Origin of the sequence: Hydrogenophaga sp., from assembly GCF_011390835.1 — a bacterium.
GTDB lineage: Bacteria > Pseudomonadota > Gammaproteobacteria > Burkholderiales > Burkholderiaceae_C > Hydrogenophaga.
In genome coordinates, this window is record NZ_JAABRQ010000002.1 from 211,372 (window position 1) to 222,806 (window position 11,435).

11 protein-coding genes are annotated in these 11,435 nt (G+C 64.8%); 9 read left to right on the forward strand and 2 right to left on the reverse strand.

The window, feature by feature from the left end; genetic code table 11:
- The first annotated feature begins 25 nt into the window (after positions 1–25).
- Positions 26–2,317, forward strand: a complete 2,292-nt coding sequence (locus GPT34_RS02915; protein WP_291009502.1) for an O-antigen ligase family protein — start codon at positions 26–28, stop codon at positions 2,315–2,317.
- A 7-nt stretch (positions 2,318–2,324) separates the two neighbouring features.
- On the opposite strand, the gene GPT34_RS02920 is transcribed toward GPT34_RS02915, so the two are convergent.
- Together GPT34_RS02920 and GPT34_RS02925 are read right to left on the reverse strand one after the other, a co-directional pair.
- On the reverse strand, positions 2,325–3,176 hold the full coding sequence (locus GPT34_RS02920; RefSeq protein WP_291009504.1) for an NRDE family protein: 852 nt from the start codon (positions 3,174–3,176) through the stop codon (positions 2,325–2,327).
- Positions 3,177–3,186: 10 nt separating this feature from the next.
- Positions 3,187–4,122: a folate-binding protein gene (locus GPT34_RS02925; protein WP_291009506.1), complete on the reverse strand. Its 936-nt coding sequence runs from the start codon at positions 4,120–4,122 to the stop codon at positions 3,187–3,189.
- 124 nt (positions 4,123–4,246) lie between these two features.
- Here GPT34_RS02925 and mltG point away from each other — a divergent pair, with 124 nt between their 5' ends.
- The 8 genes from mltG to GPT34_RS02965 all read left to right on the forward strand — a co-directional run bounded on the left by mltG (position 4,247) and on the right by GPT34_RS02965 (position 11,242).
- Entirely contained in the window at positions 4,247–5,245 is a 999-nt protein-coding gene (gene mltG / locus GPT34_RS02930) for an endolytic transglycosylase MltG (RefSeq protein ID WP_291009534.1), read from the forward strand.
- Between the two features lie 31 nt (positions 5,246–5,276).
- Positions 5,277–5,927: a dTMP kinase gene (gene tmk, locus GPT34_RS02935; RefSeq protein WP_291009508.1), complete on the forward strand. Its 651-nt coding sequence runs from the start codon at positions 5,277–5,279 to the stop codon at positions 5,925–5,927.
- The gene (locus GPT34_RS02940) at positions 5,924–6,976 is read left to right on the forward strand and encodes a DNA polymerase III subunit delta' (RefSeq protein ID WP_291009510.1); all 1,053 of its coding nucleotides are present in this window, start codon (positions 5,924–5,926) and stop codon (positions 6,974–6,976) included. The genes tmk and GPT34_RS02940 overlap by 4 nt, the downstream gene beginning before the upstream one ends.
- Before the next feature lie 75 nt (positions 6,977–7,051).
- Positions 7,052–7,417 (forward strand): PilZ domain-containing protein, encoded by a 366-nt coding sequence (locus tag GPT34_RS02945; protein WP_291009512.1) that lies wholly within the window; start codon positions 7,052–7,054, stop codon positions 7,415–7,417.
- A 70-nt stretch (positions 7,418–7,487) separates the two neighbouring features.
- Positions 7,488–8,327, forward strand: a complete 840-nt coding sequence (locus tag GPT34_RS02950; protein ID WP_291009514.1) for a TatD family hydrolase — start codon at positions 7,488–7,490, stop codon at positions 8,325–8,327.
- 28 nt (positions 8,328–8,355) lie between these two features.
- Positions 8,356–8,982: an ankyrin repeat domain-containing protein gene (locus GPT34_RS02955; protein ID WP_363356081.1), complete on the forward strand. Its 627-nt coding sequence runs from the start codon at positions 8,356–8,358 to the stop codon at positions 8,980–8,982.
- A gap of 246 nt (positions 8,983–9,228) precedes the next feature.
- Positions 9,229–9,675: a tripartite tricarboxylate transporter TctB family protein gene (locus tag GPT34_RS02960; RefSeq protein WP_291009518.1), complete on the forward strand. Its 447-nt coding sequence runs from the start codon at positions 9,229–9,231 to the stop codon at positions 9,673–9,675.
- Between the two features lie 49 nt (positions 9,676–9,724).
- Positions 9,725–11,242, forward strand: coding sequence for a tripartite tricarboxylate transporter permease (locus GPT34_RS02965; RefSeq protein ID WP_291009520.1), 1,518 nt, complete (start codon positions 9,725–9,727; stop codon positions 11,240–11,242).
- Positions 11,243–11,435 lie beyond the last annotated feature (193 nt).

Below are 11,435 nucleotides of genomic sequence, written 5' to 3' on the forward strand. Positions count from 1 at the left end.
CCAGACCCTCACCCATTCCCCATTCATGGCCAAGAAAAAACGCATCCCTTCACCCACAACGGGCAACAACGGCGCTGCGGCGAGGCCGGCTTTGGCACCGTCCGCTGAGGAGGCGCCCGCCTCGGTGAAAGTTCGTCCGCCAACTGCAACCCCCACCCCGGCCCTGCCGGGCGAGGTGCTCAAGGACGACTGGACGGTGGCCATCCTGGCATTGATGATGTTCCTGGCCCCGGCGCTGGGCGTACCCAACGAGGAGATGCTGCAGGACACGCTCAAGTCCATCGTGGTGTCATTTGCGGCGCTGAGCGCCGGGATGGCGTTCTTCTGGAACCAGCGCAATCGTACTCAGCCTCTGCGCTGGCATGGCCTGATGTGGCTGCCGCTGCTGCTCACGTTGTACGCACTGGGCAGCATGGTCTGGTCGCACACCTACCTGGCCGGCGTGGAAGCCATCCGCTGGTTCATCTTCTCGCTGCTCCTATGGCTGGGCCTGAACACGCTGGACCGCGAGCGCCTGCCAACCCTGGCCTGGGGTATTCACGCGGGCGCGGTGGTGGCGTCGTTGTGGACGGCCCTTCAATACTGGACTGACTTCACGTTTTTCCCCCAGGGCCCCAACCCAGCGTCGACCTTCGTCAACCGCAACTTTTTCGCCGAGTTCGTGGTCTGCACGCTGCCGTTTTCGGTCTACCTGCTGACCCGTGCCAAAAGCAGCGCCACCGTGGCCTTGCTGGCGTTCTCGATCGGCTTCAACCTGGTTGCCATGTTCATGACCGGCACGCGCTCGGCGCTGCTGGCCTTTTTTGCGCTGCTGGTGGTGCTGCCCTTCATCGTCTGGCGCTACCGCCAGCACATGGCGCTGTCCGGGTGGGACGCTGGGCGGCGCATCCTGGCGGGCGGCCTGATCGTGGCCACTGTGATCGGCCTGGGTTTGATCACCACCGGCAACCCCAAGATGGTGGAAGAACACCGTCTGGAGGGCCGTGGGCTCAATGCGCTGGAGCGCAGCTTTGCGCGCGCCAAATCCATGGCGGTCACTGAGGAGTACACCGAACGTTCGTTCTCGGTGCGCTGGGTCATGTGGAGGGCCACCGGTCGCATCATCCAGGCCCGGCCTCTGACGGGCGTGGGTGCTGGCGCCTGGGAAGTGGACATTCCGCTGTACCAGGAAGCTGGCTCGCAGCTGGAGACCGACTACTACGTGCACAACGAGGTCCTGCAGCTGCTAGCCGAATACGGTCTGGCCGGCTGGATCTTCCTGCTGGCGCTGCTGGCCTACCTCAGCCGTGCAGCCTGGCGCACCTGGCGCCTGAGCGGGGACGAGGCGCGCCAGGAAGGCATGTTGCGCGCCACCACGCTGGCTGCGCTGATGGCGTTTCTGATTGTCAGCAACGCCGGCTTTCCCTGGCGCATGGCCAGCACCGGCGCGCTGTTCGCCCTGTGCCTTGCCATCCTGGCTGCGTCGGACGCACGACTGGCGCAGCGCGGCTGGTCGGTGGCTACGCGGCTGAGCTGGAAGCCCGCGTTTTCCCAGGTCGGCGCCGTGGCCACCATGGGCTGCCTGGCGCTGGCGGCCTACATTACCCAGCAGGCGGCAGCCACCGAAAGCCTGATCGTGCGCGCGACCAAAATTGCCCTATCGGTGAGCCAGTCAGGTGACTACAACAGCCCCAGGTGGATCAAGCAGCGCGAAGAGATGCTAGACCTGATCCGTCGCGGCATTGACATCAACCCGCACTACCGCAAGATCACCCCCATGGTGGCCGATGAACTGGCCAAGTGGGGCGACTGGACCAACGCGGTCTGGATCTGGGAATCGGTGCTGGGATCAAGGCCGTATGTGACGGCCATCATGAGCAACGTGGCGCGAGGCTACGCCCAGATGGGCGAGCCCGACAAGGCCATGGCCATGCTGGAGCGCGCCAAGGTGCTGCAACCGATGGCGCCGTCAGTGCGCTCGCTGGAAGTCATCCTCCTGAGCCGCAACGGCAACGAACCCAAAGCCCTGGCCATGGCGCGCGAGGACATCCTGGCCGAGCGCTACGACTACGACATGGTCAACACCGGCTACGTGCTGGCTATGCGCGCCAAAGACTACGACCTCGCCATCAAATCAATGGAGCTGCGCAACAAGGGCTGGCCGGCGAACAAGCTCGATGCCGACGCCAAGCTCGGCAACGCCTGGATCGGCAAGGGCGACACGAACAAGGCAATGGAGTTTTTCCGCGCCGCCATGGCCGCCACACCGCCAGGCCAGGAGCAGGCCACGCTGAACATGATTCCGCAGGCGCTCTGGCCGATGCTACAGAAACCATAGCAACACCTCAAAGCGCGAGCGTGGCGTACGCAGGTCGCTCCGTGGTCCAGCCCGGCGTGTTGGGCAGATGGGTCCATTCCCAGGCCTGGACCGACGGGGCTTGCGATCCCTGCGCCTGCACCTTGAGCACCAGGCTGCTGCGTGTGCCATAGCCCGCATCGGGCAGGTGCACAAAAGCGGCTGACAGCGCGCGTTCGCGCGCCGAGTCGATACCGCTGGCCGGCAGGCGATCCGCTGGCGCCGGGGTGGCATCGGCCAGCGCGGCGCTCAGCGTGTGGCGTTCAGGGTCCGAGTCCGCGCTGGTGCTTGAGAGATCGCTCGTCTGCAGCGCCGTTTGCATGGCGGCCTTGAGCCGCAGCGTCTTGGGCCAGGGCGTGTCCAGCGAGGCGTTGGAAAGGCCATAAATGCCCCGGTCCAGCGTTTGCTGAGCCAGCGTCGACTGCGGGCCTGCGTGGGGCCGAGCCGGGTCGCAATTGCTCAGCCAAGCCCACTGGCCCCGGTGCAAGTCACCCACCACCAGGTTGAACCCCGCGTAGGCCATTGGGTCGATCTCACTCACCATCGCAGCCTCATCGAGCGCTCCCCGCAACCAGCGCGTGGCCAGCTCGCCCCGGCTGCGCACGCCGCTGGCGGCGTCAGGACCACGCACATTGGTCAGCATCGCGACTCGACCGGCCTCGCTCACGCCCAGCCAAGTGCCGCCATCACGCAGGTCGCGGCCCGCCAGGACCTCGACGCCACCGTCAGTGCCCCACCGGTGCAGCGCCGCGGTCGGGCGTTCAAAAAACTCGTCGCGGTTCGCCGCCAGCAGCAGCGGCAAGCCGGGTCGGGCCTCGATAGCAAAAGCGATCAGGCACATGAGACTGGCGTCAGATGTCTTCCAGCAGGGGGTAGGGCAGGGCAAGCAGCTGGATCTCGGGGCCATCGGCACTGCCCGAAGACAGGCGACCGCCTTGCGCGGCGCTGACCTGCATGGAGACGATGCCGTTCCAGCCACCAGCGGGCGATGCCGCTGCCGCGGCCACCGTGCCGCAAGGCTGTTCGACATCGCTGTCGTGAAACACATCCTGACCCACCGCCAGGGGCGCTTCGCAAGCCACCCTGTAGGCACGGCGCTTGAGCGTGCCACGGAACTGGCTTCGTGCCACCACTTCCTGACCGGGGTAACAGCCCTTCTTGAAGTTCACCCCACCCACCGATTCGTAGTTCAGCATCTGAGGCACAAACGCCTCGGCCACGGGCTGGCTCAGCGTGCTCACGCCGCTCATGACGTCAAGCCAGGACCAGACTGAGGGGTCCAGCGCGGGGCCAACTGGAGCTTCTGCCAAATCGCCCTCGGCTACTGGCCGCACGCATAAGGCACGTGCCACACCTTCGGCCGGATACAGGCGAGTCCATGACGTCCCATCCTCGGAGGCAAGATGACCCCACGGAGTGTCGGACAGGCCGGCCACTGCAACACCTGCCACGCCCCAGATGGCGAACGCGTCGCTCGCATCGGTGAGCTTGACCTGGGCGCGCATCACAAACATGGACAGGCGCTTGAGTGTGGCCGCCAGCAGATCCCGGCTGCACAGCAGCAGGATCTCATCGTGTCCTTGCTTGAAGCCGATGAAGCTGGCCAGCATGCGCCCCTTGGCCGTGCAAAACGCAGCGAGGCGGGCTTCGGACAAACCGAGCAAAGCAAAGTCCTGGGTGAGCTGGCCTTGCAGGAACTTGGCGGCTTCCGGTCCGTGAGCGCGGATCACGCCCAGCGAATCCAGTCGGGCAACGCCTTGAGGCACTGAGGGGAGGGTGGTGGTCATGAGAGGTCCTGAGTGCGGCGGCCCAGTGGCACGCTGACGGGTCGATTATGATCATGGCGCCCTAGGTCCGGCCATGCCGGCACCCTTGTCCCCACCGCCTTCCAGCCCAAGGCTGCCCTCATTGATTCGCCTGTTCAAGCGCCTTCTGATTGCGTGTGTGCTGCTGACCATGCTGGTGGCTGGTGCTGCTGTGTGGTGGCTTCAACACCCGCTGGTGCCGATTGACGCCGCCCAGGTGATCGAGCTGAACGTGGAACCCGGAGCTTCGCCGCGGCGGGTGGCCGAGTCCCTCGCCGACGCGGGAGCCCGGTCGCCCGCCATGCTGCTGTTTGCCTGGTTTCGACTCTCCGGCCAGGCGCGCGACATCAAAGCGGGCAGTTACGAGTTCGAAGCGGGAACCACGCCGCGCGGTCTGCTGGACAAGTTGGTACGTGGTGATCAGGCGCTGCGCAGCTTGACCCTGCTCGAGGGCTGGAACATTCGTGAGGTGCTGGCGGAGGTGCGCAGCTCGCCAGACCTGCAGCAGGACATCGACGGTCTGAGCGTGCCCGAGATCATGACGCTCATTGGCTACCCCGGCCGCCACCCCGAGGGCCGCTTTTTCCCCGACACCTACCGCATGGTGAAGCACGCGCCTGCCTCAACCGTGCTGCGCCAGGCCGCTCAGACCATGGACAAGCGGCTGGCCGAAGCCTGGGCGCAGCGCAGCGCCACTACGCCGCTGCGTTCGCCCGAAGAAGCGCTCATCCTGGCCAGCATCGTCGAGAAGGAGACTGGTCTTGAAAGTGACCGGGCGCAGATTGCCGGCGTTTTCAGTAACCGACTTCGCATCGGCATGCGCTTGCAGACCGACCCCACCGTGATCTATGGGCTGGGCGAGCGTTTCGACGGCAACCTGCGCCGCATCCACCTGCAGACCGATACGCCGTACAACACCTACACCCGAGCCGGGCTACCGCCCACTCCGATCGCCATGCCGGGCTGGAACAGCCTGCTCGCGGCCGTGCAACCGCAGGCCACCCCGGCGTTCTACTTCGTCTCGCGCGGTGACGGCTCCAGCCAGTTCAGTGCCACCCTGCAAGAGCACAACGCCGCCGTGCAGCGTTTCATCCTGCGTCGCTGAGCGCGCGCTGCCCGAGCCTTATGCTTGCCGCATGACAGCAACTGGTTTGTTCATCAGCTTCGAAGGCATCGACGGCGCCGGCAAGTCCACCCACATCGCGGGTCTGGCCGATGCCTTTCGCGCTCAGGGCAGGGCGGTCGCGCTGACCCGTGAACCCGGCGGCACACCGCTGGCCGAAAAGCTGCGCGTGCTGGTGCTGAATGACGCCATGGATCCACTGTGCGAGGCCTTGCTCATGTTTGCGGCGCGCCGCGACCACTTGCAGCAGGTGATCGAGCCGGCGCTGGCACGGGGCGAGGTGGTGTTGTGCGACCGCTTCACCGATGCCACTGTGGCCTACCAGGGCTTCGGGCGCGGCTTTGATCTGAGCGTCTTGCGCCAGCTTGAAACCTGGGTGCAGGCCTTGCCTGAAGGCGGTTTGCGCCAGCCAGACCTGACGGTCTGGTTCGATCTGCCACCGGCGACGGCGGCCGAGCGCCTGGCGGCTGCCCGGGTGCCCGACCGCTTCGAGTCGCAGCCGGTCGAATTTTTCTCGCGTGTGGCCGCGGGCTATGCACATCGCCTGCAGGAACAGCCGGCCCGATTCGCCCGCATCGCCTCCAACCGCCCGGTGGAAGAGGTGTGGATCAGCGTGCGAGCTATCTTCGAAACTCGCGGCTGGCTGCAGCCCGGCAACGCATGAGCGGAGGCATCCCAACCCCAGGCCACGTGGCGCTCGCGCCCTGGCTGCAGGCCCAGCTGCAGACCTGCCTGGCCCAACGCGGCCACGCGCTGCTGCTGGCTGGGCCGTCCGGGCTGGGGCAGTACGACCTGGCCCTGGCGCTCGCACGCGCCTGGCTTTGTGAAGCGCCCACCGAGGCCGGCGCCTGCGGACAGTGCGGCAGCTGCCATGCGGTGGACGTGCGCACCCACGCCGACCTATGCGTGCTCATGCCGGAGACCTTGAGCCAGGAGCTGGCCTGGCCACTCGATGAGTCAGCACAGAAAGACATCGACGACAAGAAGCGCAAGCCCAGCAAGCTGATCCGGGTGGACGCCACGCGCCAAGCCGTCAGCTTCACCCAGTTCACCCGCTCGCGCGGCAACACCAAGGTGGTGCTGGTGTACCCGGCCGAGCGCATGAACAACGAGTCGGCCAACACCTTGCTCAAGACCCTGGAAGAGCCGGTGGGTGCGGTGCGCCTGGTGCTGGCCACCGAAGCGGCCGACCTGCTGCTGCCCACCATCCGCAGCCGCTGCCAGACCCACACCATGGCCTGGCCCGACGAAGACCAGGCCATCGACTGGTTGCTGGCCCAGGTCAACGCCGACCCCAAGCACCGTGCGACCCGCGAGCAGGCCCAAGTTTGGCTGCAGGCCGCGGGTGGTCGGCCCGACGACGCACTCGACTGGGCCCACAGTGGCTTGGACGCCCAGGCCTGGACTGCATTGCCGCAAGCCCTGAGCCGCGGCGACTGGACCCTGATGAGCGGCTGGCCCGCCGCACGACAGCTCTCGGTGCTGCAGAAGCTGTGCCACGACCTGATGGCCCACGCGAGCGGCGGCCCCCCCCGGTTCTTCCCGGCTGCCCAGCTGCCGCCCGCGCCGCGCTGGACCGCGCTGGCCCAATGGTCCAAAGAACTGTTGATGGCGGCGCGGTCGGTCGAGCACCCCTTCAACCCGGGCCTGACGCAGGAAGCCTGGGCGGCGCGCACCCGCGAAGTGCTCTCGCGGCAGCCGCAGCGGGCCTGAATCGCCAAGTCTGGCGGGTTTTCTGCGCGTACTCTCGATCTCACCCCCACCCGATTGCCGCTAAACTCACGGGCCATGAGCACCTCACCGCCAGCCAGCGCATCACGCCCAAGCGTGATCCAGCTTTCCATCAAGGAAAAAGCGGCGCTGTACGCGGCCTACATCCCGCTGTTTGCCGATGGGGGCATATTCATCCCGTCCACCCGGGATTACCGCCTGGGCGACGATGTGTACGTGCTGCTGAGCCTGCCCGATGATCCGCAGCGCTACCCGGTGGCGGGCAAGGTGGCGTGGGTCACACCAGCCAAAGCCCAGGCCGGTCGCACTCAGGGCGTGGGTATCCGGTTTCCGGCCGATGAAAAATCGCGCCAGCTCAAGCTGCGCATCGAAGAAATCCTGGGCACCCAGCTGGGCTCGGATCGTCCGACCCAGACCATCTGACAGCCCTCTCCTCCGCTCGCAGGCCAGCGAGCACCCAGCAGGCCCGGCTTCCCGTGCGAAACTGCTGCCCATGTTCACCGACTCCCACTGCCACCTGAGCTTTCCCGAGCTGCGCGCACAACTGCCCGACATCCTGGCCGCCATGCAGGCCGCCGAGGTGGATCGCGCCCTCTGCATCTGCACCACGCTGGAAGAGTTTGACGATGTGCACAGCCTGGCCCTTGAACACCCCCATCTCTGGTGCACCGCGGGAGTGCACCCGGACAACGAGGGCGTGCAAGAGCCCAGTCTGGAGGATCTGCTGCAGCGCGCCGCGTTGCCCCGCGTGGTCGGTATCGGCGAGACCGGCCTGGACTACTATCGGCTCAACGGACGAAGCTTGGCCGACATGGCGTGGCAACGTGAGCGCTACCGGGTGCACATCGAGGCCGCGCGCCAGACCGATCTGCCGTTGGTGATCCACACCCGCAGCGCCTCGGATGACACCCTGTCCATCCTGCGCGAGGCCGGCGGCTTCGCCAGCGCAGGCGAGGGTGGATGGCCCCAGGCGCGCGGCGTATTCCATTGCTTCACCGAGACCGAAGCCGTGGCCCGCGCGGCGCTGGATCTCGATTTCTACATCTCCTTCTCGGGCATCATCACGTTTCGCAGCGCTGCCGATCTGCGCGACCTCTTGCGCTGGGTGCCGCTGGAGCGCATGCTGATCGAAACCGACAGCCCGTACCTTGCCCCGGTGCCGCACCGGGGCAAGACCAACAGCCCGGCCTATGTGCCCTTTGTGGCCCGGCAAATTGCTGAGGTCAAAGGTCTTCCGGTGGAGGCTGTGGCCCAGGCCACCAGCGCCAATTTTGACCAGCTCTTCACCCGAGTGACGCCCTTTCAACCTCAAGTGATAAATGAACTTATTTAAAAAGCTTATTGTTTTTGCTTGGATTACTTTGACAGCATTTGGCGCCCGAGCCGGATCGTTCGAAGACTTTTTCGCGGCGGTCCGCAGCGACAACGAGTCGGCTGTGGTGGCGCTCACGCTGCGGGGTTTCGATCTCAACACCCGCGACGAGAAGGGCGAGACCGGCCTGCTGATCGCGTTGCGGCTGGGGTCGATCAAGGTCGCCGACTTCCTGCTCAAGCAAAACACGGTGACCGTAGAGGCACGCAATGCCCAAGGTGAAAGTCCGCTGATGATGGCTGCCCTCAAGGGCCAACTGGCTCAGGCGAAGCGGTTGATTCAGCGAGGTGCAGAGGTCAACAAGCCGGGCTGGGCGCCGCTGCACTACGCGGCCAGCAATCCGGAGCCAATCAGCCTGGACATGGTGCGCTTGCTCCTGGAGCACCACGCTTACATTGACGCCGATTCCCCGAACAAGACTACGCCGCTGATGATGGCGGCCCGCTACGGGCGAGACCCGGTGGTGCAATTGCTGCTGGAAGAGGGTGCCGACCCGCTGCTGCGCAACGAGCAAGAACTCTCCGCGATCGACTTTGCGCGGCAGGCAGGCCGGCCGGCGGCGGTCGAACTCATCGCCAAACAGGTCCGCGCCAAGCAGCCTGCGGGCAAATGGTGACTTCATTTCCCTGAACTGGCGAGGCGGGCCAGCCTTTTGCTCCAGGCTGATGTTGCACAGGTACCCAGCGAACCTGCCGACCGAGCGCTTCAAAGCAAACCGTAGTGGAAGAATCGCCCGGACCGCTACGCGAGGTTTACCCTACGTGCAACTACTTAAGCCGCAAGACCCCAAAACCGCGTCCAATTCGGGTTGAGTCCGTCGGCTCGACCCTGGCCTTCGTCCGGGGCACCCTGAGGAGAACCCATGCACAAAAGAGACACCCGCGACATCATCGGGGGACTGGGCTTGGCCGCCATTGGCATTTTCGCCGTGGTCTACGGTCAACGCTACGAATTCGGCGACCTCAACCGCATGGGGCCAGGGTATTTCCCGGTCGCTTTGGGCGGCTTGCTCGCGGCGCTGGGTCTTCTGATTGCGCTGCCGGCGTTCTTCCGCCGCGGCGAGCCGATCGTGGTGGCCTGGAAGACCTTCGGGCTGGTGATGGCCAGCATCGTGGTGTTCGCCTTCACACTCAAGCTGCTGGGTGTGATCTTCTCCACCGCGCTCGCGGTCATCGTGGCCTCGCTGGCTGACGATGCATCTACCTGGAAGGGCCGTCTGCTGACGGCTGCAGGTATCGCGGTGATCACCTGGCTGGTGTTCAAGTTCGGCCTGAGCATGGTCTTGCCAACCTGGCCCTGGAGCCCTTGAGCACGCCTGACCGAACAGCCCGACCCAAAACCTGACAGAGACATCCCACATGGACATCCTCAACGGACTGATGCTTGGCCTAGACGCCGCACTGAACCCGGTTACCTTGCTGTACTGCTTTATCGGCGTGTTTCTCGGCACGCTGATCGGTGTGCTGCCGGGCATTGGCGCGCTGGCCACCATCTCGCTGCTGCTGCCGGTCACCTACCATATTCCGCCTACCGCGGCGATCGTGATGCTCGCCGGCGTGTACTACGGAGCTCAGTACGGCGGCTCGACCGCGTCCATCCTGCTGAATCTACCCGGCACCCCGTCGTCGGCGGTGACCACGTTGGACGGCTACCCCATGGCCAAGCAGGGCAGGGCCGGTGTGGCGCTTTTCATGACCACCATCGCTTCGTTTGTGGGCTCCATGCTCGGCATCCTGGTGCTGGTGCTGTTCTCCCCGGCCATTGCCGAGCTGGGGCTGAAGTTTGGCCCGGCCGAGTACTTCGCCATGATGCTGCTGGGCCTCATCGCCGCCTCCGCACTGGCCTCGGGCTCACCCGCCAAAGGCCTTTCTATGGTGGTGTTTGGTCTGCTGCTGGGTACGGTAGGGACTGACATCAACTCCGGCCAGGCACGCTTTGAGTTCGGCATCCCCGAGCTCACCGACGGCATCAACCTCGTGGCCCTGGCCATGGGCATGTTTGGTATTTCAGAGGTAGTGTCCAGCGTGAACCAGGTGCGTGAAGGCGAGGTGCGCGAAGACATCAATATGCGCACCATGACGCCCACCCGCGAGGATGTGAAGCAATCCATCATGCCTATGCTGCGAGGCACGGCGGTAGGCAGCTTCTTCGGCGCTTTGCCGGGCACGGGCGCGTCCATCGCGTCGTTCATGTCCTACGCGGTGGAAAAAAAGATCGCCAAGGACCCGAGCCGTTTCGGCAAAGGCGCTATCGAGGGCATCACCGCGCCTGAAGCAGCCAACAACGCCGCTGCGCAGACCGCGTTCGTGCCCACGCTGTCGCTGGGCATTCCCGGTGACGCGGTCATGGCCCTGATGCTGGGTGCACTGATCATCCACGGCATCCAGCCCGGCCCGCTGCTCATGACACAGCAACCTGAGCTGTTCTGGGGCCTGATCGTGAGCTTCGGTATCGGCAACATCATGCTGATGGTCCTGAACCTGCCGCTGATTGGCTTGTGGGTGGCGATTTTGCGCATTCCTTACCGCGTGCTGTACCCGGCCATCCTGGTCTTTATCAGCCTGGGCGTGTACAGCGTCAACAACAACACTTTTGACGTGTTCATGGTCGCCGTCATCGGATCAGTGGGCTACGTGTTGGCAGTTCTGAAGTTCGAGGCTGCCCCCATGTTGCTGGGCTTTGTGCTGGGCCCTCTGATGGAAGAAAATCTCCGTCGAGCCTTGCTCTTGTCGCGCGGCGACATGATGACCTTCATCGAACGACCGATCAGCGCCGGCTTCCTTGCGTTTGGTGCGGCCATCGTGCTCTGGAGCGTGTTGACCTCCGTTCGAGCTTTCTTCAAGGAGCGTGAGCAGATCGCTGATCAGGCAGCGTGAACAAAGCGGAGCCTGCGAGCTCCGTTTTTCCTCCCGATTTGATATTCTACGATGTATATTATGTTAAGTAACATTAACATCATGCAGGCGCGATAGTTGCTAACAAGAACAGCAAGGATCTTTGGCGGCCGCAGACATACGGGCAAACACCAAGTTGGTGCTGTCAGATACCGTGCGTGCGAGCCCTACAATT

Bases quoted from the DNA above. Each gene is read 5' to 3' on its own strand.
- GPT34_RS02915 (WP_291009502.1), top strand. From the start codon at position 26: ATGGCCAAGAAAAAACGCATCCCTTCACCCACAACGGGCAACAACGGC.
- GPT34_RS02920 (WP_291009504.1), bottom strand. From the start codon at position 3,176: ATGTGCCTGATCGCTTTTGCTATCGAGGCCCGACCCGGCTTGCCGCTG.
- GPT34_RS02925 (WP_291009506.1), bottom strand. From the start codon at position 4,122: ATGACCACCACCCTCCCCTCAGTGCCTCAAGGCGTTGCCCGACTGGAT.
- tmk (WP_291009508.1), top strand. From the start codon at position 5,277: ATGACAGCAACTGGTTTGTTCATCAGCTTCGAAGGCATCGACGGCGCC.
- GPT34_RS02940 (WP_291009510.1), top strand. From the start codon at position 5,924: ATGAGCGGAGGCATCCCAACCCCAGGCCACGTGGCGCTCGCGCCCTGG.
- GPT34_RS02945 (WP_291009512.1), top strand. From the start codon at position 7,052: ATGAGCACCTCACCGCCAGCCAGCGCATCACGCCCAAGCGTGATCCAG.
- GPT34_RS02950 (WP_291009514.1), top strand. From the start codon at position 7,488: ATGTTCACCGACTCCCACTGCCACCTGAGCTTTCCCGAGCTGCGCGCA.
- GPT34_RS02960 (WP_291009518.1), top strand. From the start codon at position 9,229: ATGCACAAAAGAGACACCCGCGACATCATCGGGGGACTGGGCTTGGCC.
- GPT34_RS02965 (WP_291009520.1), top strand. From the start codon at position 9,725: ATGGACATCCTCAACGGACTGATGCTTGGCCTAGACGCCGCACTGAAC.